20 protein-coding genes and 1 riboswitch are annotated in these 21,513 nt (G+C 70.9%); of the genes, 13 read left to right on the top strand and 7 right to left on the bottom strand.

Translation table 11 applies throughout. The annotated features are described in order from the left end of the window. The first annotated feature begins 54 nt into the window (after nt 1–54). Nucleotides 55–768, top strand: coding sequence for a helix-turn-helix transcriptional regulator (locus tag AB0F15_RS06270; protein WP_360266384.1), 714 nt, complete (start codon nt 55–57; stop codon nt 766–768). Here the strand turns inward: AB0F15_RS06270 and AB0F15_RS06275 are convergent, their stop codons facing one another. Further along, entirely contained in the window at nt 769–2,337 is a 1,569-nt protein-coding gene (locus AB0F15_RS06275; protein ID WP_360266018.1) for a phospholipid carrier-dependent glycosyltransferase, read from the bottom strand. It abuts the gene before it with no gap. Between the two features lie 80 nt (nt 2,338–2,417). Between AB0F15_RS06275 and rsmI the strand changes: the two genes are divergently transcribed. Then, complete coding sequence (gene rsmI, locus AB0F15_RS06280) at nt 2,418–3,275, top strand: 16S rRNA (cytidine(1402)-2'-O)-methyltransferase (RefSeq protein ID WP_360266387.1); 858 nt, start codon at nt 2,418–2,420, stop codon at nt 3,273–3,275. 50 nt (nt 3,276–3,325) lie between these two features. Continuing rightward, nucleotides 3,326–3,661 carry a hypothetical protein gene (locus AB0F15_RS06285; RefSeq protein ID WP_360266021.1) on the top strand — a complete coding sequence of 112 codons (336 nt, stop codon included), beginning with the start codon at nt 3,326–3,328 and terminating at the stop codon, nt 3,659–3,661. Nucleotides 3,662–3,673: 12 nt separating this feature from the next. Here AB0F15_RS06285 and AB0F15_RS06290 read toward each other — a convergent pair whose 3' ends face one another. Beyond that, complete coding sequence (locus tag AB0F15_RS06290) at nt 3,674–4,207, bottom strand: QsdR family transcriptional regulator (protein WP_360266024.1); 534 nt, start codon at nt 4,205–4,207, stop codon at nt 3,674–3,676. 42 nt (nt 4,208–4,249) lie between these two features. Between AB0F15_RS06290 and AB0F15_RS06295 the strand changes: the two genes are divergently transcribed. Continuing rightward, nucleotides 4,250–5,206, top strand: a complete 957-nt coding sequence (locus tag AB0F15_RS06295) for an NADPH:quinone oxidoreductase family protein (RefSeq protein WP_360266027.1) — start codon at nt 4,250–4,252, stop codon at nt 5,204–5,206. A 41-nt stretch (nt 5,207–5,247) separates the two neighbouring features. Here the strand turns inward: AB0F15_RS06295 and AB0F15_RS06300 are convergent, their stop codons facing one another. The 5 genes from AB0F15_RS06300 to AB0F15_RS06320 form a co-directional block, all read right to left on the bottom strand. Further along, a complete protein-coding gene (locus AB0F15_RS06300) occupies nt 5,248–6,495 on the bottom strand; it encodes an aminodeoxychorismate synthase component I (protein ID WP_360266030.1) in 1,248 nt (415 codons plus the stop codon). 19 nt (nt 6,496–6,514) lie between these two features. Further along, complete coding sequence (locus AB0F15_RS06305) at nt 6,515–7,129, bottom strand: GH25 family lysozyme (RefSeq protein ID WP_360266033.1); 615 nt, start codon at nt 7,127–7,129, stop codon at nt 6,515–6,517. A 77-nt stretch (nt 7,130–7,206) separates the two neighbouring features. Beyond that, nucleotides 7,207–7,971 carry an ABC transporter permease gene (locus AB0F15_RS06310; protein WP_360266036.1) on the bottom strand — a complete coding sequence of 255 codons (765 nt, stop codon included), beginning with the start codon at nt 7,969–7,971 and terminating at the stop codon, nt 7,207–7,209. Further along, a complete protein-coding gene (locus tag AB0F15_RS06315; protein ID WP_360266039.1) occupies nt 7,961–8,938 on the bottom strand; it encodes an ATP-binding cassette domain-containing protein in 978 nt (325 codons plus the stop codon). The genes AB0F15_RS06310 and AB0F15_RS06315 overlap by 11 nt, the downstream gene beginning before the upstream one ends. Before the next feature lie 80 nt (nt 8,939–9,018). Further along, complete coding sequence (locus AB0F15_RS06320; RefSeq protein ID WP_360266042.1) at nt 9,019–9,618, bottom strand: PadR family transcriptional regulator; 600 nt, start codon at nt 9,616–9,618, stop codon at nt 9,019–9,021. Between the two features lie 53 nt (nt 9,619–9,671). Here AB0F15_RS06320 and metG point away from each other — a divergent pair, with 53 nt between their 5' ends. The 9 genes from metG (at nt 9,672) to AB0F15_RS06365 (ending at nt 21,461) form a co-directional block, all read left to right on the top strand. Beyond that, on the top strand, nt 9,672–11,468 hold the full coding sequence (metG, locus tag AB0F15_RS06325) for a methionine--tRNA ligase (protein WP_360266045.1): 1,797 nt from the start codon (nt 9,672–9,674) through the stop codon (nt 11,466–11,468). A 10-nt stretch (nt 11,469–11,478) separates the two neighbouring features. Continuing rightward, the gene (locus tag AB0F15_RS06330) at nt 11,479–12,315 is read left to right on the top strand and encodes a TatD family hydrolase (protein WP_360266047.1); all 837 of its coding nucleotides are present in this window, start codon (nt 11,479–11,481) and stop codon (nt 12,313–12,315) included. Nucleotides 12,316–12,604: 289 nt separating this feature from the next. Next, the gene (locus AB0F15_RS06335; RefSeq protein WP_360266050.1) at nt 12,605–14,029 is read left to right on the top strand and encodes a transglycosylase family protein; all 1,425 of its coding nucleotides are present in this window, start codon (nt 12,605–12,607) and stop codon (nt 14,027–14,029) included. A gap of 123 nt (nt 14,030–14,152) precedes the next feature. Beyond that, nucleotides 14,153–14,989: a 16S rRNA (adenine(1518)-N(6)/adenine(1519)-N(6))-dimethyltransferase RsmA gene (rsmA, locus tag AB0F15_RS06340; protein ID WP_360266053.1), complete on the top strand. Its 837-nt coding sequence runs from the start codon at nt 14,153–14,155 to the stop codon at nt 14,987–14,989. 147 nt (nt 14,990–15,136) lie between these two features. After that, a riboswitch (SAM riboswitch) is annotated at nt 15,137–15,227 on the top strand. A gap of 208 nt (nt 15,228–15,435) precedes the next feature. Then, nucleotides 15,436–16,449: an ATP-binding cassette domain-containing protein gene (locus AB0F15_RS06345; RefSeq protein ID WP_360266056.1), complete on the top strand. Its 1,014-nt coding sequence runs from the start codon at nt 15,436–15,438 to the stop codon at nt 16,447–16,449. Between the two features lie 139 nt (nt 16,450–16,588). Next, nucleotides 16,589–17,551: a 4-(cytidine 5'-diphospho)-2-C-methyl-D-erythritol kinase gene (locus AB0F15_RS06350; RefSeq protein ID WP_360266059.1), complete on the top strand. Its 963-nt coding sequence runs from the start codon at nt 16,589–16,591 to the stop codon at nt 17,549–17,551. After that, nucleotides 17,548–17,976: an ASCH domain-containing protein gene (locus AB0F15_RS06355; protein ID WP_360266062.1), complete on the top strand. Its 429-nt coding sequence runs from the start codon at nt 17,548–17,550 to the stop codon at nt 17,974–17,976. Before AB0F15_RS06350 ends, AB0F15_RS06355 begins: the two co-directional genes overlap by 4 nt. Before the next feature lie 4 nt (nt 17,977–17,980). Beyond that, the gene (locus AB0F15_RS06360; protein ID WP_360266065.1) at nt 17,981–19,747 is read left to right on the top strand and encodes an ABC-F family ATP-binding cassette domain-containing protein; all 1,767 of its coding nucleotides are present in this window, start codon (nt 17,981–17,983) and stop codon (nt 19,745–19,747) included. A 25-nt stretch (nt 19,748–19,772) separates the two neighbouring features. After that, on the top strand, nt 19,773–21,461 hold the full coding sequence (locus tag AB0F15_RS06365; RefSeq protein ID WP_360266068.1) for a fatty acyl-AMP ligase: 1,689 nt from the start codon (nt 19,773–19,775) through the stop codon (nt 21,459–21,461). Nucleotides 21,462–21,513 lie beyond the last annotated feature (52 nt).

Raw genomic sequence — 21,513 nt, forward strand, 5'->3', positions numbered from 1 at the left:
GACCGGTAGCCGATACGCTGCCAACCGATGTCGCCAACCAGTCAATCCGGTGCCATGCTGCTCGGCGCGTTCGACCTGCCCGCCGGCACCTGGTTCCCGTGGCACGCGCACCCGGCGCACCAGCTGGTCTGGTCGGCCCGCGGGGTCGTCGCGGTCAAGGCGGGGGACGCGGGCTGGGTGCTGCCGCCGACGCGGGCCCTCTGGATGCCGGCCGGGATCCGGCACCGCACCGGCGCGCTCGGGCGGGCGGCCCTGCGCGGCATCTACGCCGACCCGGCGCGGTCCCCGGTGTCGTGGGCGCAGCCGCGGGTGGTCGTCGTCCGGCCGCTGCTGCGGGAGCTGCTCGAGTACCTGACCGGCGACGGTGTCGCACAACCGGCGCGGCTGCGCGCCGAAGCCGTGGCCTTCGACCTGCTCGAACCGCTGGACGTCGTGCCGATCGTGGTGCCGTCGCCGACGGACCCGCGCGCCCTCGACGTGGCGGCGGCGGTGCTCGCGAACCCGGCCGATCCCCGGACGCTCGCCGAGTTCGGCCGTGACGTCGGCGCCGCGGAACGCACGCTGGCCCGGCTCTTCGTCCGCGAGTGCCGGATGCCGTTCGGGACGTGGCGCACGCAGGCGCGGCTGCGGGGGGCACTGCCGTTGCTGGCCCAGGGCACGCCGCTGGAGACCGTGGCCCACCGCGTCGGGTACAGCTCGGCGAGCGCGTTCGTCGCCGCGTTCCGGCGGGCCGTCGGGATCACGCCAGGTGCCTACTTCGCCGGCTGACTAGCGCCAGGAGGGCAGCCAGCGCTCGGCCTCCCACTGGCCGTTCGTGATCGCGATGCCGTTCAGGATCGGCCACAGCCAGGCGAAGTTCGCCACCACCAGCCCGACGTACAGCGACACCACCAGCAGCCCCGTGCCGCGTCTCTCGAAGCCGCGGCGGGCGCTGCCGAGGATCTGGCCCAGGCACAACGTCAGCCCCAGTACCAGGAACGCCGCCAGCGGGGTCGCGTAGAAGAAGTACATCTGGCGGTCGATGTTGGTGAACCAGAAGACGTACCCGCCGAGGTAGCCGACCAGCACGGCCGCGTAGCGCCAGTCCGCGCGGAAGATCGAGCGCCACGCCGCCCAGCCGAGCATCGGGATCGCCAGCCACCACATCGCCGGCGTGCCGATCAGCATCGTCGCGCTGATGCAGCGGGCCTCGCCGCAGCCGGTGACCTCGCCGTTGTAGCTGTAGAGCATCGGGCGCAGCCCCATCGGCCAGGTCCACGGCTTCGACTCCCACGGGTGCGGGTTGTCCTTGGGCGTGACCAGTGTTTCGTGGAAGTGCAGGACGTTGCCCGTGTAGTCGCCGAGCGAGCGCAGCGCCGGCGGCACCCACCCCCAGGCGCCCGGCGCGATGTCCTTGATCTCTGTGTAGTGCCGGTCGGTGGCGGTTTCGCTGGCGAACCAGGCCCAGTACGCGGCGAAGTACATCAGGAACGGGACGAGCAGGATCGCCCACAGCGCGGGCAGCACGTCCCGGCGGATCGTGCCCAGCCAGGGCCGTTCGACGCCGGCCGCGCGCCGCGCCGCGACGTCGAAGCCGACGCAGAGCAGCCCGAACGCGACGATGTAGTACAGCGCCGACCACTTGACGCCGAAGGTCAGCCCGATCATCAGCCCGGTCGCGAACCGCCACCAGCGGAACCCGAGCTTGGGGCCCCAGACGGACTCGTTGACCCAGCCTTCGCGGACCGCCGTCGCGAGCCGTTCGCGCACCTGGTCACGGTCCACGAGCAGGCAGGCGAACGCGGCGAGCACGAACAGCGCGATGAAGATGTCGAGCATGCCCATGCGGGACTGCAGGTGCAGCACGCCGTCGCTGATCACCAGGATGCCGGCGATGCCGCCGAGCAGCGTCGAGCGGGTCAGGCGGCGGGCGATGCGGATGGTCAGCAGCACGATCAGCGTGCCGGCCAGCGCGGGCATGATCCGCCAGCCCCAGCCGTTGTAGCCGAACAGCCATTCGCCGATCGCGATCAGCTGCTTCGCCAGCGGTGGGTGGACGACCAGCTCGTAGCCGTAGTTGTCCTCATAGCCGCCGTTGCGCAGCACCTGCCAGGCCTGCGGCACGTAGTGCTTCTCGTCGAAGACCGGACTGCCCTTGTCGGTCGGCACGCCGAGGTTCTGCAGGCGGACGATGCCGCCGATCACGGTCAGCACGAGGGTGACGACCCAGCCGCGCAATCGGTCCGTGGGCATGCCTCGGCCGAGCAGGGTCAGCTCGCGGTCGGTGGGCGGCCGGAGCGCCTCGACCGGGTCCGGCCGGACGCTTTCGTCGTCGGGACGGGTCAGCACGGCGGTCACGGGGGCGATCCTACGGGCGGGACAGGGCGTGCGTCGTCCGGATCCGCTGATCAGCCTAGGCTGGCCGGGTGAGCTCACCGGTGACAACGGGCCGACTGGTCCTGGCCGCTACTCCGCTCGGCGACGTCCGCGACGCTTCGCCGCGCCTGGCGGAAGCGCTGGCCGAAGCCGATGTCGTCGCGGCCGAGGACACGCGCCGGTTCAGATCGCTGGCGACGGCGCTGGGCGTGACCCCCCGCGGCCGGGTGGTGAGCTTCTACGAAGACGTCGAGTCGGCGCGCCTGCCCAAGCTGCTCGAAGCGTTGCACGCGGGCGAAACGGTGGTCCTGGTGACGGACGCCGGGATGCCGAGCGTGTCCGACCCGGGCTTCCGGCTGGTGGCGGCGTGCGTCGCGGAAGAGGTGCCGGTGACGTGCCTGCCCGGCCCGTCCGCGGTGACGACGGCGCTGGCTTTGTCCGGTTTGCCCTGTGACCGGTTCTGTTTCGAGGGCTTCGCGCCGCGCAAGCCCGGAGAGCGGTCGAAGTGGCTCACGTCGTTGCGCAACGAGCCCCGGACGGTCGTGTTCTTCGAGTCCCCGCACCGGCTGGCCTCCCTGTTGGCCGATGCGGCCGCGGTGCTGGGTCCGGATCGGCCCGCCGCGGTGTGCCGGGAGCTGACCAAGACGTACGAAGAGGTGAAGCGGGGTCCGCTTTCGGAGCTGGCTTCGTGGGCTTCCGACGGGGTGCGCGGGGAGATCACGGTGGTGCTGTCCGGTGCGCCGCCGAGGGCGGTTTCGGTGGCTGACCTGGTCGAAGAGGTCGCGGCCCGGGTGGCCGCCGGCGAGCGCCTGAAGTCCGCGGCGGCCGAGGTCGCCGAGGCGACCGGGGTGTCCAAAAAGGAGCTTTACGACGCCGTGCTGGCGGCGCGGAAGCCGGGAAGCGGTGGGCACACGGGATGAACGTTCCGGTGTTGTCTTTCCAAGCGAAGGTTGACCACGGGTGCCTGATCGTGCGGGACGTCGGCGCCGAGGACGACCTGACGGGCTGGGAGCCGGCCGACGCCAACTGGTACCGGTCGGGGAACAGCATCATCTTCGGGGTCATGCCCGGTGCCGAGGGGTCCGTGGAATGCGCGGTCTTCGACGAACAGCCGGAACCGGCGCTGCCGGTCGTCTTGGCCCGGCAGGAGATTTCGGCACCCTCCCGGCGTCTCGTGGTGCACGATCCGAACGAAACCGTCCGGTTCGAGTTCCGCGTGCGAGCTGAGGTCGTCGCACTGCTGCTGCTGGTGGACGACGGTGACTTCGCTTCCCGGGTGCAGATCGTCAGCACCTCGGCGGGCTGACCGAAGCGGGTATCAGGTCAGCAAGGCGGTCACCGCGGCGTGGGCCTTCGCGGCGTCCGGGGCGTCTCCGGTGATCACGTCCGTGTAGACGAACGACTCGCCGATCCGGACCAGCAGGTAGGCCAGGTCCGGCACCGGCAACGGCGGTACCAGCCGTCCGGCCGCCACCTCCCCGTCCAGCAACGCGACCAGCTTTTCCGTCGTCCGCTGCTGGCAAACGCTTGCGCGGGTGGTCAGCAGGCGCAACGCGCGCTCCGGCTCGCGGCGGAGGAAGTCGCGGAACGGGGGTGCGTCGTTCGCGATGCGGACGTACCCGCTCACGAAGTCCGCGATCCCCGCCGCGCCCCCGCCCGCGCAGACAGGCCACAGCCGGGCGATCGAGACCTCCGAAAGCGACCACAGGATCTCGCCGAGGAGGCGGTCGCGGCTGCCCACCCGGCGGTGCAGCGTCGCCCGGCTGATCGACAGCGCTTGGGCCAGTTCGCCCATGTCGACCCGGCGGCCGGCGAGGAACCACTCACGGGCGAGCTCGAACTCCTGAGACATATGTCAGAATGTCTCACAATCACGACGGAGAGGGAACGCGACATGCGCGCAGTGCAGGTGACCGAGTTCGGCGGACCCGAGGTGCTCACCCCCGTCGAGCTGCCCGACCCGGTGGCGGCGCCCGGTGAGGTCCTCATCGACGTCGAGCGCATCGGCGTCAACTACGCCGACACCCACCAGGCCGAGAACTCCTACCTCGCGCCGTCCCAGTTGCCGCTCGTTCCCGGTGGCGAGGTCGTCGGGCGCACGCCGGACGGCAAGCGGGTCGTCGCGCTGCTCAACGGCGGTGGCGGGTACGCCGAGAAGGCGGTCGCCCCGGCGGCCACGACCTTCGCCGTCCCCGACGGCATCGACGACCTCACCGCGCTGTCCATGCTGGTCCAGGGCGCGACCGCCTGGGTGCTGCTGCGCAAGAACGCCCACCTGGCCGAAGGCGAGTCGGTCGTCGTGCACGCCGCCGCCGGCGGGGTCGGGACGGTCGCCGTGCAGCTCGCCAAGGCATGGGGGGCCGGCCGCGTCATCGCCACCGCGAGCAGCGACGAGAAGCGCGCGCTGGCCCTCGAGCTCGGCGCCGACGTCGCCATCGACTCCCGCGCCGAGGACATGACCGAGGCCCTCCTCGACGCCAACGGCCGCCGCGTCGACATCGTGCTCGACATGGTCGGCGGGACGACGACCGACCAGAGCATCGCCGCGCTGGCCCCGTTCGGGCGGCTGGCGTTCTACGGCATGGCGGGGCGCGAGAACCCGAAGCCGGTCGAGCTGCGCAACATCCTCGGCCACAGCACCACCATCAGCGGCATGTGGCTGCCGCACGTGTTCCGCCTGCCGGGCAACGTCTTCGGGACGGCCCTGACCGAGCTGTTCGACCTGGTGCTGGCGGGCAAGCTCAAGGCGATCCCGGGCGGCGAGTACGCCCTGTCGGACGCGCGGGGCGCGCACGAGGCCCTGCGGTCCCGCAAGACGGTCGGCAAGCTGCTGCTGGACCCCCGCAAGTAACCGTCGTGAGTGGTAATCAGGGTTCTAACCCGACTTACCACTCACGACGGGGTGGCGAGGAGGTGCTCCAGGGGTGCCGCCTTGTGGAGGCATTCCTGCCACTCCGCCTCCGGGTCCGAATCCGCCGTGATCCCGCCTCCGACGCCCAGCGCGATCGACCCGGCGGCGATCTCGAACGTCCGGATCGCGACGTTCAGCTCCAGGCCCGCCACCGGCGACAACAGCCCGATCGCGCCCGTGTACACCCCGCGGCCGCTGCTCTCCAGCGAAGCGATCAGGTCCAGCGCACGGATCTTCGGCGCACCCGTCACCGAGCCGGGTGGGAACGTCGCCGCGAGCAGGTCCGCGTCCGAAACCTCGGGCCGCAGCACCCCGGTCACCGTGGAATCCAGGTGCCAGACGCCCGGCGCCGGCCGCACCTCCAGCAGCGACGGCACCGTCACGGAGCCCACCTCGCAGACGCGGCCGAGGTCGTTGCGCACCAGGTCGGTGATCATCACGTTTTCCGCGACGTCCTTGGCGGACCGCCGCAGGAGCACGGCGTTGCCGTCGTCGGCCGGGCCGCGGCGGGGGAGCGTCCCCTTGATCGGCGTCGACCGCACCGCACGCCCGTGGCGCGCGAGGAAGAGTTCCGGCGAGAACGAAACCACCGACCCCCACGAGCCGGCCAGGAACGCCGCGCGCCGCGGCGCCAGCCGGGACACGCCCGCCGCGAACAGGGCAGCGGGAGACCCCGAGAACGACCCGGTGAACCGGCCGCAGATGTTCGCCTGGAACAGCTCGCCCGCCTCGATCGCGTGCACGCACGCCTTCACCGCGTCCCGGTGTTCCGACGGCAGGGGACGCCGCAGCGGTCCCGCCGTCCACGAAAGCGGTGGCGGCGCGGAAGCCAGCAGCGATTCCATTGTGGACACCGAGGGGCCGCCGCCGTCGAGGGACTCGAGGTGGCAGGTGCCCGTGGCGTCCCAGCGCAGCACGTGATCCGCCCAGCCCCACGCCGTCGCGGGCAGGGAGCCGGTCCGGCGCGAGGGATCGGCCAGGTCGTAGGACAGGTACCCGAACCAGCCGCCGCCGATCACGCCGGGCCCGGCGTCGGCGTCCGGTGGGGGCGAAGGCATCGCGGCCGGGGAGATCGCCGGCGATGGCGCGATCACCGCCCGGGCGCCGAACCAGTCGCCGGACAGCATCGCGGGCGGCGGGAGGCCTCGGGACGCGGCGTGGTGAGCGAGCACCGAAAAAGCGCGCGACGACGTCACTTCCGTCCGGAGTGGCCTGCTCGTCACGCGCATGGCGACATACCACCACACGTCAGAGCAGCAGGTCGCCCAATGTGAACGGGTACACGACGGCGTTCTGCTCCACCGGCCCGGCGATGCCGGGGACGTCCGGGGCGCACGCGTGCTGGTGCACCCCGAGCCGCGAGTGGAACCAGCCCGCCCGCCCCGGGATGCCGTTGTGCCGGATCAGCCACAGCACGACCTCGCTGTCGGCCCAGCGGTCCGGGTGCAGCCGGTGCTGCCAGCAGTCGTAGTCGGCGTAGACCAGCACCCGCTCGATGCGCGCTGCGTGCCGGACGTGCTTGATCCACGCCTTGACGAACCGGTCGTCGACGCTCGGCGCCGCCACCTCCAGCGCGGGCGCCAGCGAGCCGGGCGCGAACGCGCCGAGCCTGCTCGCCGTCCGCACGAAGAACTCCGCCTGGTCGTGCACGGCGCCGGGCCGGGCGTAGTGGCGGCCACCGGCGTGCAGCCCGGCTTCCTGCGCGCCGGCCAGGTTGTGCTCCGCGGCGGAACTGCTCCAGTTGACGTTCTCGCTGATCGTCACCGACACGAACCGGGTCTGTGCGGCGCGCACGGCCTGCCAGTCGGTCACGTGCTCGCGGTGCGACAGCGAAATGCCGAGTTCACTCTCCGGCTCTGTCACAGTCCGCCCCCGGCGCGTCGGTGGAGAGCACACCATACGTCGCCGGGAGCGGACCCGCAGTGACAAACGCGCGTTGATCAGGCGTTTTCCTTCTGGAAGGTCCGTGTTCCCCACCACACGGACACCACCGCCATCACGAGCACCACGACACTCCCCGTGAACAGGGCGTCCATCGTGAAGTCGCCGCGGAAGGTGTTCCGCTCGACGTCGACGACGTGCCGGAACGGGTTGATCTGGGAGATCCGGTACAGCCACTCCGGCGCGGCCCCGGAAGTGATCGGCAGCAGGATCCCGGAGAGCAGCAGCAGCGGGATGAGCACCGCGTTGAGCAGGGCGGGGAACGTCTCCTCGCTCTTCAGCGTCAACGCCAGCGCGTACGAGCACGACGCCAGCGACACCGCCAGCAGGAACACGATCACCAGGCTCAGCAGCACGCCGCCGACCGGCGCGTCCAGGTCGAACGCCAGGTACGCCAGCGCGATGATCAACACGGCCTGGACCACGGCCTGCAGCGCGTTGGCCAGCACCTTGCCCAGCAGCAGCGCCACCCGGCTGACCGGCGTCACCCGGAACCGCTCGACGACGCCGGAGCGGTATTCGGCCAGCAGCCCGAACCCGACGAACGAGCTGCCGAACAGCGCCAGCTGGGCGATCAGCGCCGGGGTGAGCAGCATCCAGCCGTCCACTTCGGACAGGCCCTGGGCCTGCACGGCCCGGACCATCAGCGGGCCGAAGAGGAACAAGTACAGCAGCGGCTGCATGATCCCGATCATGACCCAGGTCGGGTTGCGCAGCGCCGCCTTCATGTCGCGGCGGAAGATCAGCCAGGTGTCACGCAGCACGGGTGCCCTCCTCCGCTTCGCGCAGCGAACGCCCGGTCAGCGTCAGGAAGACGTCGTCGAGCGTCGGCCGGTGCACCTGGACCGAGAGCATCGCGATGCCCTTGGCGTCCAGCGCGCGCAGCAGTTCGGGCAGCGCGACGTCGCCGCGCGGCACCCGGAACCGGACTTCCCCGCCGTCGACGGAGAGTTCCTGCGCGCCCGCGAGCCGTCCCGCGATCTCGGCGGCGTCCGTGGCCTGCCCGGGTTCGACGCCCACCTCGACGCGGTCGCCGTTGACCCGCGCCTTCAACGCGTCCGGCGTGCCCTCGGCGACGATCCGGCCGTCGTCGATGACGATCAGCCGGTCCGACAGCGCGTCGGCTTCGTCGAGGTAGTGGGTCGTGAGGAAGACCGTGACACCCTGTTCGGCGCGCAGCCGGCGGATGTGGTCCCACAGGTTGGCGCGGCTCTGCGGGTCGAGGCCGGTCGACGGCTCGTCGAGGAACACCAACCCCGGCGAGTGGATCAGCCCGAGCGCGATGTCGAGCCGCCGCCGCTGCCCGCCGGAGAGCGTCTTGGTCAGCCGCTGGTCGAGCCCGGTCAGGTCGAGCTGCTCGGCGAGCTCGGCGCCGCGGGCGATCGCGTCGGCCTTGCTCATCCGGTAGAGCCGTCCCTGCAGTTCCAGCTCGTCGGCGACCTTGCTTTCGGGCGCGCTGCCGCCGCCTTGGGCGACGTAGCCGATGCGCTCCCGCACCCCCAGCGGGTCGGTCAGCAGGTCGCGCCCGCCGACGGTCGCGGTGCCCGCGGTCGGCTTCAGCAGGGTGGTCAGCATGCGCAGCGTGGTCGTCTTCCCGGCGCCGTTGGGCCCGAGGAAGCCGACCAGCTCGCCCGCTTCGACGTCGAGGTCGACGCCTTTGACCGCGTGTACTTCGCCCCCCGTGCGGCCCTTGCGGCGGAACCGCCGCTCGAGGCCGCGTGCCGTGATCATGAGATCCCCTCTCGCAGTAGTCAAGCTTGACTAGCCCGGTCGCACACTGTGTCCGAGAAGGATGCACTAGTCAAACTTGATTACCGAACCGGAGGCTCGCCGAACGCGTCGGCGGACTCGCCGGCCATCACGTAGTCGCCGGCTTCGAGCCGCTCGATCAGGCGCTGCAACCAGGCCAGGCTCGCGTCGGTGATCCCGCCCCACAGCCGGTACAGCTCGCCGACGTGCTCGGGCGTGCCCAGCCCCATGTTCACCTTCAGCTCTTCGAGCATCAGTCCCGCCTGCTGCTGCTCGGCTTCCAGGTGCACCAGCCGGTGCCGGAGCAAGTTGATCACGCGCGCCCGGGGCAGCGTGGTCATCAGCGAGATCGCGGCCGAGAGGTCCGGGTGGTTGAGCTGGGGATCGGACAACGCCTTCGAGAGCAAGACCTGGTACTCCTGCTCGCCCTCGCCGGTGAGCCGGTAGGCGACCCGGTCCGGGCCGCCCTCGCCCGGCTCGACGTCGACCTGCTCCAGTAGATCTTCGGCGGTCATCTTCTTCAGGGCGTGGTAGATCGATCCCGGCTGGACGTTGGCCCACTTGTCCGCCGACCAGGTCAGCAGCTCGCGGCGCACCTGGTAGCCGTGCGCGTGGCCGTACATGCGCACCACCCCGAGCACGAGCAACCGTGTCGCCGACAAACCGGGCCTCCCTCTCGACAAAGCGCATGACGCCCTCCGTAGGCTAATAAGGTATGAGCACTTCTGTGTTGACCGCGGTGGCCTGGCCCTACGCCAACGGCCCCCGCCACATCGGCCACGTGTCCGGATTCGGCGTCCCGTCCGACGTCTTCTCCCGCTACCAGCGAATGGCCGGCAACCGCGTGCTCATGGTCTCCGGGACCGACGAACACGGCACCCCGATCACCGTCCAGGCGGACAACGAGAACTCCACCCCGCAGGAGACGGCGGACAAGTACACCCGCCAGATCGGCAACGACCTGCAGGGCCTCGGCCTGTCCTACGACCTGTTCACCCGCACCTCGACCGGCAACCACGCCGAGGTGACGCAGCAGATCTTCCTGGCGCTGCACCGCAACGGCTACGTCGTGCCCAAGACCACGCGCGGCGCGATCAGCCCGTCCACCGGCCGCACGCTGCCCGACCGCTACGTCGAGGGCACCTGCCCGATCTGCGGCTACGACGGCGCGCGCGGCGACCAGTGCGACAACTGCGGCAACCAGCTCGACGCCGCGGAGCTGATCAACCCGAAGTCGCGGATCAACGGCGAGACGCCGAAGTTCGTCGAGACCGAGCACTACTTCCTCGACCTGCCGGCCTTCACCAAGACCCTCGGCGACTGGCTGTCGACCAAGAACGACTGGCGCCCGAACGTCCTCAACTTCACCAAGAACCTGATCGACGACATGCGGCCGCGGCCGATCACCCGCGACCTCGACTGGGGCGTCAAGATCCCGCTCGACGGCTGGAGCGACCAGCCGATGAAGCGGTTCTACGTCTGGTTCGACGCGGTGATCGGGTACTTCTCGGCCAGCGTCGAGTGGGCGCGGCGCTCCGGGAACCCGGACGCGTGGCAGGAGTGGTGGAACAACGCCGACGCGCGCTCCTACTACTTCATGGGCAAGGACAACATCACCTTCCACGCCCAGATCTGGCCCGCCCTGCTGTTCGGCCACAACGGCGAAGGCGACAAGGGTGGCGAGCCCGGCAAGTACGGCAAGCTGCACCTGCCGGACGAGATCGTCTCCAGCGAGTTCCTCACCATGAGCGGCTCGAAGTTCTCGACCTCGCGCGGGCGCGTGATCTACGTCGAGGACTTCCTGCGCGACTTCGGCCCGGACACGCTGCGGTACTTCATCTCGGTGGCCGGCCCGGAGACCCAGGACACGGACTTCACCTGGGACGAGTTCGTCCGCCGGACCAACTTCGAGCTGGCCAACGAGTGGGGCAACCTGGTCAACCGGTCCATCTCGATGGCGCACAAGAACGTCGGCGCCATCCCGCGCCCGGAGGCCCCGACGGCGGCCGACGAAGACCTGAAAGCCCTGTCCCGCAAGGCTTTCGACACCGCGGGCGCGCACCTGGCCCGGTCCCGGTTCAAGCTGGCGGCGGCCGAGGCGATGAAGGTCGTCACCGCGGCGAACAAGTACATCTCCGACCAGGAGCCGTGGAAGCTCAAGGACGACCCCACCCGGCGCGACACCGTGCTGCACACCGCGCTGCAGGTCGTCAGCGACGCCAACACGCTGCTGACGCCGTTCCTGCCGCACTCGGCGCAGAAGGTCCACGAGGCCCTCGGCGGCACCGGCGTCTGGGCCGCCCAGCCGGAGCTCAAGGAGGTCGACGACCTCGACATCGCCGGCCGGGTCAACCCGATCCTCACCGGCGACTACGCGGCCGAGCAGGCGAAGTGGGAGTCGAAGCCGATCGAGGTCGGCACGCCCCTGCAGAAGCCGTCGCCGCTGTTCACCAAGCTCGACCCGGCGCTCGGCGAGACCGGCCCGGAGTGGGCGCCGATCACCAAGGAGTAAGAGGACATGCATGGGTGACGTCAAGCGCGAGCTGCCGCCGGTCCCGGACCGGCTCCCGGTGGCGGTGGTGGACGCGCACACCCATCTCGACGCGTGCGGCGCGGTCACCGCGGCCGATGTCACGGCCATGGTCGACCGCGCCGAGCGCGCCGGCGTCGCCCGGGTGGTCACGGTCGCGGACGACCTCGCCTCGGCCCGCTGGGCCGCCGAGGCCGCGGGCTGGGACCCGCGCGTCTTCGCCGCCGTCGCGATCCACCCGACGCGGACCAAGGAGTTCGGCGAGGCCGAGAAGGCCGAGGTGGCGCGTCTGGCGGCGGGGGACCGCGTGGTCGCCGTCGGCGAGACCGGTCTCGACTACTACTGGGACTACTCGCCGCACGACGCCCAGCAGGAGGCCTTCCGCTGGCACATCGACCTCGCGAAGCGGCTGGACAAGCCGCTGATGATCCACGACCGCGAGGCCCACGACGACGTGCTGCGCATTCTGGCCGAAGAGGGTGCGCCGAATGCCGTAATTTTCCATTGTTTTTCCGGGGACGCGGAAATGGCCCGGAAGTGCGTCGACGCGGGGTATGTCCTTTCCTTCGCGGGCACCGTCACGTTCAAGAACGCGAAAGGCCTCCACGAGGCGGCCCGGCTCTGCCCGGCCGGGCAGTACCTCGTCGAGACCGACGCGCCGTTTCTGACCCCCCACCCGTTCCGTGGGCGGCCGAACGAGCCGTTCGGCGCCGCCTACACCGTGCGTCACCTCGCGGCGCTCAGGGGCGAAGCTGTCCACGAAGTCGCCACCGCGGTCCGGACCACCGCCGAGCGGATCTACCGACTCCCCAGCGTCACACCGGGGTGAACGCATTGCGACATCAGGGTTCGCGGATCATCCACCTGATGGAGTGACCCGGATCACGACACTCCGGGGGGTGTTTGCGCAACCCGGCGGGACCCGTTACTGTCCCGTGATCGTGCCGGTCGGTACTGCGGACTGCAGTTGCCGACTGTTACGCCCACAGTCACGTCAGTGCACGTCGGGGAAGCAGAACCAGGAGCGGTACGGCCTGGAACTGTGACGATGGCGCCGGCTGCGGGCCCAGACGTAAAGACGTCGCCCCGAACGATGTCTTGGGAAAGGGAACGACCCGGTGACAGGTAGCAGACAGGCTGGAGCGCGCTCCGCGGCCGTACTCGAACGCGAATTCGAGGACACTGCGTACGGCCAGCTGGACTTCTCCGACGACCCGAACATCACGCAGCAGGACATCCTCGCCGCGCTCGGCCCCGACGCCGACGTGATGATGGCGGAGATGGACGTCGACGTGGACGAGCTGATCCGGCTCATCAACGCCGAGACGACGTACCTGCCGCCGATCGTCATCCCGGACGGGTTCGACGCGGATCGCACCGCGTCGCCGCAGGAAAAGCGGGCCGCGCTGGACGAGGGGCTGCGTCAGACCACCAAGGTCTGGAAGCGCCGGTTCCTCAAGGGTGCCGTCCTCAGCGTCATGATCAGCGTCGCCGGTGGCGGCGCGGCCGCGCTGGCGATGAACAAGAGCATCACCGTCGACGTCGACGGCCAGCAGCAGACCGTGCACTCCTTCGGCGGCACCGTCGGCGAGGTGCTCGAGGACGCGGGCCTGTCGGTCGGCGAGCACGACTCGCTGTCCCCCTCTCCGCAGGCCGAGGTCGGCGACGGCGGGGTCATCAAGCTCGAGCGCGGCCGCCAGCTGAAGCTGGTCGTGGACGGCGCCGAGCGCACCTCTTGGGTCCGCGCCACCCACCTCGGCGACGCGCTCAGCCAGCTCGGCATGACCGAAGCCGAGAAGGCCGGCACGTGGATGTCGATGCCGAAGACCGGCGAGCTGCCGCTCCAGGGTGCCACCGTCGAGATCAAGACGCTCAAGAACGTCACCCTGTACGACGGCGCCAACGCGCCGAAGCAGGTGAAGACGACGGCCGTCACCACGAAGGAGTTCCTGGGCGAGTACAAGCTCACCCTGGGCCCGGACGACGCCGCCGAGGGCGGCCTGGACGTCAAGCTGACCGACGGCGCCGAGGTGCACATCAGCCGCACCGGCGTCTCGACGGTCGTCCAGAAGGAGAGCATCGACCCGCCCGAGCAGCGCGTCGACGACCCGGACCTGGACAAGGGCAAGACCCAGGTCGAGGACCCCGGCACGCCCGGCGAGAAGATGGTGACCTACAAGGTCACGCAGAAGAACGGCAAGGAGATCGCTCGGGAGAGCGTCTCCGAGCAGGTCATCACCCAGGCGAAGCCGAAGATCATCCACGTCGGCTCCAAGAAGGCCCCGGCCCCGGTCATCGGCGACGGTTCCTCGTGGGACCGCATCGCGCAGTGCGAGTCCGGCGGCAACTGGGCCACCAACACCGGCAACGGCTACTACGGCGGCCTCCAGTTCGACAAGCAGACCTGGAACGCCTACGGCGGCTCGCAGTACGCGGCCCTGCCGAGCCAGGCTTCCCGCGAGCAGCAGATCGCGATCGCGGAGAAGGTCCGCGACGCCCGCGGCGGCTACGGCGCCTGGCCGGTCTGCGGCAAGAAGGCCTGACGCTCCTTTCCGAAACGGCCCCCGCCTCCCGCGGGGGCCGTTTTGCGTGCCCTGTGTCGTCCGCCTGGGCACGCGTGTCGTCCCTCCGGGTACGGGCCCCGAGCCCCTCGGTAGGCTCACCCGGTGGTTGAACTGCTGGGACCTGCCGAGATCCGCGGGCTGGCGGCCGAGCTCGACGTGCGGCCGACCAAGAAGCTCGGGCAGAACTTCGTGCACGATCCCAACACCGTCCGCCGGATCGTCGAGCTCGCCAAGATCGGGCCGGACGACGTCGTGCTCGAGGTCGGGCCCGGCCTCGGGTCGCTGACCCTCGGGCTGCTGGCCACCGGCGCGCGGGTCGTCGCCGTCGAGATCGATCCGAAGCTCGCCGCGCGGCTGCCCGAGACGGTCGCCGAGCGGGGGCCCGAGGCCGCCGAGCGCCTCACCGTCCTCGGTGCCGACGCGCTGCGCGTCACGGCCGACCAGCTGTCCGCTCCGACCGCCCTCGTCGCCAACCTGCCCTACAACGTCGCCGTGCCCGTCGTGCTGCACCTGCTGGCCGAGGTGCCCTCGCTGAAGACCGGTCTGGTCATGGTGCAGACCGAGGTCGCCGAGCGGATGGCCGCCGGCCCCGGCAGCCGGATCTACGGCGTGCCGAGCGTCAAGCTCGCCTGGTACGGCACCGCACGCAAGGTCGCCGCCGTGCCACGCTCGGTGTTCTGGCCCGTGCCGAACGTCGATTCCGCGCTCGTCGCGTTCGAACGCGGGGACGCGACGGCGTCCGAAGACCGGGATTTGCTGTTCGGCCTGGTGGACGCCGCTTTCTCACAACGCAGGAAGACCCTCCGTGCCGCGCTCGCCGGCTGGGCGGGTTCGGCCGAGCGGGCCGGTCAGCTGCTGACGGCCGCCGGGATCGACCCCAGGACCCGCGGCGAGCAGCTCGACGTGCACGACTTCGTCCGGATCGCCGCCGCGCGTTAGCCGCCGCGGCGGCTCCGGCACCGGCTCCACTGTGGAGGCGGTGAAATTCGCCCTCTCCGCCCTCGATCCCGCGATTCGGACACCGCCAGTCGTGTGATCTGGGCTGATGGGCTTGCTTTCGCTCCTCGGGATCGGTTTTACTCAGTACGTCCATCCCGAGCGACTGAGAGACCTGGCTCGCCGAAGTCGCAGCAACCACCCTCCACAGGGCAGGTGCTACCGCCAGGACCGATGGAGGCCGTTCGATGAAGAGGGTTGCTCGCCCCCTGCTCCTGACCAAGCGTCGCGTAGTCGACGAAGGCCGCCGCTCCGTGACCGCATGTCGACGCTCCAACTGAGCTTGTCGTAGCCGGTCCACCTCTTCTTCATGCACCGTCCACAACGGACGGATTTCGCTTGCGGCCGGGTGTCGCGCCTCTGCGCGCACCCCGTTTTCTGGAGCCTTCGTGATCACCGTCGAAAACCTGTCCAAAACCTTTGCCATCAACGGAAATTCGGTCGTCGCCCTGCGGGACGTGAGCGTCGACGTCCAAGCGGGCTCGCTGTTCGGCGTGGTCGGTCCGGCCGGGTCCGGCAAGTCCGTCCTCGCCCGCTGCATCGCGCTGCAGGAGCGCCCCGACCGCGGTGTCGTCCGCCTCGACGGCCTCAACACCGGCACCCTCGACGGCCGCAGGCTCCGCGAGATCCGCCGTCAGCTCGGTGTGGTCTCGACGAAGCCCGAGCTGATCGCCGAACGCACCATCGCCGGCAACATCGCTTCCCCGCTCGAGCAGCTCGGCATCGACGGCCCGCAGCGCCGCAGCCGGGTCGGCTCGCTGCTCGACCTCGTCGGCCTGACCCCGCGCGCCGCACAGCGCCCCGGCGAGCTGTCCGCCGGTCAGCTCCGTCGCGTCGCGGTCGCGAAGGCACTGGCGGCGGCTCCCGCCGTGCTGCTCGCCGACGACCCGACCGCCGGCATCGACCCGGAAGAAGCCGGCGCCGTCCTCGCCGTCCTCGACCGGGCCCGCTCCGAGCTGGGTGTCACCGTCGTCCTCACGACTCCGGACGCCGGTGTGGTCCGCCGGGTCTGCGACGACGTCGCCGTGCTGGAGGACGGCACGGTCGTCGAGCGCGGCACGGTGCTCGACCTGATCTCCGACCCGGCCAGCCGCACCGCGCAGGCGCTGCTGCCCGCCATCGAAACCACCCGCTCGCAGGTGGCGCGCTACGACCGCTCGGCCGACGTCGTGCTGGTCGGCTTCGCGTCGGTGGGCGCGCTGCTGCCCGAGGCCGCCGGCCGCTTCGACGTCGAGTTCGCCACCATCGGCGGCGGCCTGACCCGCATCGGCGACACCCCGGTCGGCCGCTTCCGCCTCGGCGTCCGCGGCGAGCGGGCCGACGCGGCGCTGGCGTGGGTCGCCGAGCGCGGTGGCCACGTCAGCTACCACGCCCGTGGCCCGCAGGGGGTCGCGGCCGCCTGAACCGCGGAGCCCCGGCCCGGGGCGGAGCCCCGGCTGTCGCTCCGGGCTTTGCGGGGGTCCGGGTGGCGGAGCCCCGGCTGTCAACGCCCCGATGCGCACTTCGCATCGGGGCGTTTTCGCGGGCACGTAGGCTGGTCGGGTGCTCGCCGTAGTTCCGCCCCCAGTCACCGTCCGGGTTCCGGCCAAGGTCAACCTGCACCTCTCGGTCGACGACCTGCGCGAAGACGGTTACCACGAGCTGGTGACCGTGTTCCAGGCGCTGTCGCTGACCGACGAGGTGACCGTCGCGGTCACCGAAGAGCCCGGCATCGAGGTCTACGGCGAGGGCGAGGGCCTGGTCCCGACCGGCCCCGAAAACCTGGCCTGGCGGGCCGTCGAAGCGCTGGCCGCCCACGTCGGCCGCACCGGCGAGCCGAAGGTCCGGGTGGTGCTGCGCAAGGGCATCCCGGTCGCCGGCGGCATGGCGGGCGGCAGCGCCGACGCGGCGGCGACGCTGGTCGGGCTCGCGAGCCTGTGGAACCTCGACGTCACCCGCGACGAGCTGGCCGGGATCGCCGCCGGGCTGGGCAGCGACGTCCCGTTCGCGCTCTACGGCGGCACCGCGCTGGGCACCGGGCGGGGTGAGCAGCTCGTCCCGGTGCTGTCGCGGCACACGTTCCACTGGGTACTGGCCTTCGACGCCGAAGGGCTGTCGACGCCGAAGGTGTTCAACGAGCTGGACCGGCTGCGCGCGGCGGGCAACCCGCCGCGGATCGGCTCGCACACCCCGGTCGTCGAGGCACTGGCTTCGGGTGACCCGCGTCAGCTGGCGCTGCTGCTGGGCAACGATCTCCAGGCGGCGGCGGTCTCGCTGCGGCCCGACCTGCGCCGCACGCTCCGGGCGGGCGTCAACGCGGGCGCGCTCGCGGGCACGGTGTCCGGCTCCGGCCCGACGTGCGCGTTCCTCTGCGAAGACGCGCAGTCGGCCGTGGCGGTCGCGGCCGAGCTGTCCGGCGCCGGCGTGTGCCGGACGGTCCGCGTGGCCCACGGCCCGGTCCCCGGCGCCCGGCTGGTCGGCGGGGACGACGCGCCGCGCCCGGCGTCGCCGCGGGTGCACGCGTGAAGCACGCCGAGTTCGCGTTCCCCGGCCCGCTGCGCGACAAGCTGGTCGCGGCGATCCTGCGCGGGGACAAGACTTCGACCACCGGTCTGGTCGCCGAATACGAGAAGTACGGCGAAGAGCTGCCCGTCGTCGGCGAGCGCGAGCTGATGATCGACTCGGCGGGCGAAGGGGTTGCGGTGCCCGAGACCACCGAGGTCCACGTCCTGCCATTGTCCGAAGTGGACTTGCAGCACGCGCTCGACGAGGGCGAGGGCGAGGGCGACACGAGCGTCGCCGAATGGCGCGCCGGTCACACGGAGTACTGGCAGAGCGCCGAAATGCGGGCGGCGCTGGAAGATCCGGAATTCACCGTGGATGACACGACGCTGGTCGTGGCGACGCGGTTCGTCATCGTGGAAGTGTCTCCCAAAGAGAGGATCGGCTGAACGGATGGCCAACCTGGTCAATCTCGAGTCGGTGAGCAAGTCCTACGGGGTGAAGCCACTGCTGGACGGCGTGTCGCTGGGTGTCGCGGCCGGACAGCGCATCGGCGTCGTCGGCCTCAACGGTGGCGGCAAGACCACCCTGCTGGAAGTCCTATCCGGACTCGCCGAGCCGGATTCCGGGCGGGTCAGCCACGTCGGCGGCCTGCGGATGGCCGTGGTCACCCAGCGGACCGTGCTCCCGGACGGCAGCACGGTGGGCGAAGTGGTGCTCGAACGCTACGGCGCCGAGCACGAATGGGCCGCCGACGCGCGCGTGCGGTCTATTGTGGACGGACTGGGCATCACCGCGATCGGGCTCGAAACGCCCACCGCGAACCTCTCCGGCGGTGAGCGGCGCCGGGTGTCACTGGCCGCCGCGCTGACCGGCGAGCTCGACCTCGTCGTCCTCGACGAGCCGACCAACCACCTGGACGTCGAAGGTGTCCAGTGGCTTGCCGACCACCTGCTGACCCGGCGGATCGCGGTCGTGGTCGTCACGCACGACCGGTGGTTCCTCGACACCGTCGCGTCCCTGACGTGGGAGGTCGCGAACGGCCGCGTCGAGCAGTACGAAGGCGGTTACGCCGACTGGATCTTCGCGCGCGCCGAGCGGGCGCGGCTGTCCGCGACGGCCGAGGAGAAGCGGCAGAACCTGGCCCGCAAGGAGCTGGCGTGGCTGCGCCGCGGCCCGCAGGCGCGCTCGTCGAAGCCGCGCTACCGCATCGAGGCGGCCGAAGCGCTGATCGCGGACGTCCCGCCACTGCGCGATTCCGTGGAACTGCAGGCGTTCGCGAAGCGGCGGCTCGGGAAGACCGTGCTGGAGCTGGAAGACACGACGTACACGGTGGGCGAGCGGACGCTGCTCGACCACGTCACCTGGCGGATCGGCCCGGGCGACCGGATCGGCCTGGTCGGGATCAACGGCTCGGGCAAGACGTCGCTGCTCAAGCTGCTCGGCGGTGACGTCGAGGGCTCGACGGGCCGCCGGATCGAGGGCAAGACGGTCGCGCTCGCGCACCTGCGCCAGGAGCTCGACGACCTGCCCGGCGACCTGCGTGTGCTGCAGGCGATCGAGCAGGTGGCCGGCCGCGTGGTGTTCGGCAAGCAGGAAATGACCGCGTCCCAGCTGGGCGAGAAGCTCGGCTTCCCGCAGGCGCGCCAGTGGACGCCGGTCGCCGACCTCTCCGGCGGCGAGCGGCGCCGGCTGCAGCTGTGCCGGCTGCTGATGGCCGAGCCGAACGTGCTGCTGCTCGACGAGCCGACGAACGACCTGGACATCGACACCCTGCAGCAGCTGGAGGACCTCCTCGACGGCTGGCCGGGCACGATGGTCGTCGTCTCGCACGACCGCTACCTGGTGGAACGCGTCTGCGACACGATCGTCGCCCTCTTCGGCGACGGCCGGATCACCCACCTCCCCGGCGGCATCGAGGAGTACCTGAACCGCCGTGTTCTCGCCAAGGAGCCGGCGGCCGCGGCGACCCCGGCGGCGGCGAAGGCCGAGGCGAAGAAGTCGGCGGCGGATCTGCGTGCGGCGCAGAAGGACCTGGGCAGGCTGGAGCGCAAGCTGGACCAGCTGCACGCGAAGGAGGAGAAGCTCCACGCGGCGTTGCTGGAGGCGGCGACCGAACCGGCGAAGCTGATGGAGCTCAACGCCGAGCTGAAGGGCGTCCAGGGCGAGATCGAGGACGTCGAGGGTCGCTGGCTGGAGACGTCCGAACTGCTGGAGTGACACGGCTGCCAGTAATGTCTGCCGCATGAGCAGGTTCGTGGACACGCTCGTCGCCACCGCGACGAAGCGGGGGCAGCAGCGCGGCATGGTCACCGGCGAGCCGAAGGAGCCGGTCCGGCGGACGTGGGCCGAGGTGCACGCCGAAGCCCGGCGGATCGCCGGCGGCCTGGTCGCCGGCGGGTTCGAGCGCGGGGGTGCCGTCGCGGTGCTGGCCGCGGCGCCGGCGCTGATCGCCCCGACCGTGCAGGCCGTGTGGCTGGCCGGCGGCAGCGTCACCATGCTGCACCAGCCGACCCAGCGCACCGATCTCGCCGAATGGGCCGAGGACACCGTGCGGGTGCTCGGGATGATCGGCTCCGACCTGGTGCTGCTGGGCGAGCCGTTCGACCAGCTGGCTCCGGTGCTGTCCGAAAAAGGCATCGGGTTCAAGCTGATCACCGACTTGGCCGCCGCCGAGCCGCTCGCCGACGTCGTCGCGACGGACGAGGGCGACACCGCGCTGCTGCAGCTGACGAGTGGCTCGACGGCCGACCCGAAGGCCGTGCGGATCACCTACGGGAACCTGTACTCCAACGTCAAGGCCATGGTCGAGCGCGCGGAGTTCGACTTCGACGTCGACGTGATGGTCTCCTGGCTGCCGACGTTCCACGACATGGGGATGGTCGGCTTCCTGACCGTGCCGATGACCTTCGGCGTCGAGCTGGTCAAGATCACCCCGGTCGAGTTCCTCTCGGGCCCGTTGATCTGGCCGGAGCTGATCACGAAGTACCACGGCACCACGACGGCGGCGCCGAACTTCGCGTACGCGATCGTCGGGCGCCGGATGGCCCGCGTCGACGACGACACCGCGTACGACCTCTCGAAGCTGCGCATCGCGCTGAACGGCGCCGAGCCCGTCGACGAGACCGCCGTCCAGACCTTTGTGGACGCCGGGGCCCGGTTCAAGATGCCGGCGGAGTGCGTCTTCCCGGCCTACGGCATGGCGGAGGCGACGCTGGCGGTGTCGTTCGCGCCGCTGTTCACCGGCCTCACGCTCGATGTCGTCGAGGCCGACGCGCTGGAGGCGGAAAACCGCGCGGTGCCGGTCCCCGAGGGTGACCCGCGGCGCGGCACCGACGGCGTCCGGGCGTTCGCGCTGCTCGGCCGTCCCCTGGACGGACTGGAAGCGGAGATCGTCAACGAGGCGGGCGAGCGGGCCGGCGACCGCGAGGTCGGCGAGATCCGGCTGCGCGGCGAAGCCGTGACGCCCGGCTACCTGACGATGGACGGGCCGCTCGACACCCAGGATGCCGACGGGTGGCTCAACACCGGCGACCTCGGGTACCTGGTGGACGGCCAGATCGTCATCTGCGGCCGCCGCAAGGACGTCATCATCATGGGCGGCCGCAACCTGTACCCGACGGACATCGAGCGCGCGGCGACGTCGGTCGAAGGGGTGCGTGCGGGCAACGCGGTGGCGGTCCGGCTGGACGCGGGCAGCCGCCGCGAGCGGTTCGCGGTGGTCGTGGAGTCGAAGCTGGCGGGTGACGCCGAGGCCGAGAAGAGCCTGATGAAGCAGGTGGCGGCCCGGGTCCGCGACGCCGTCGACATGCGGCCGTACGCGGTCGTGGTGCTGCCGGCGGGCAGCCTCCCGAAGACGCCGTCGGGCAAGGTCAAGCGGGCGGCGACGGCGCAGCAGTTCGCGGACCGGATCAAGAAGAACGCCGACGCCTGACCGTAGCTTTCACGTGAAAGCTACGACCTGGGACCGTAGCTTTCACGTGAAA

It is taken from the genome of Amycolatopsis sp. NPDC026612, assembly GCF_040638285.1.
Taxonomy (GTDB): Bacteria; Actinomycetota; Actinomycetes; order Mycobacteriales; family Pseudonocardiaceae; genus Amycolatopsis.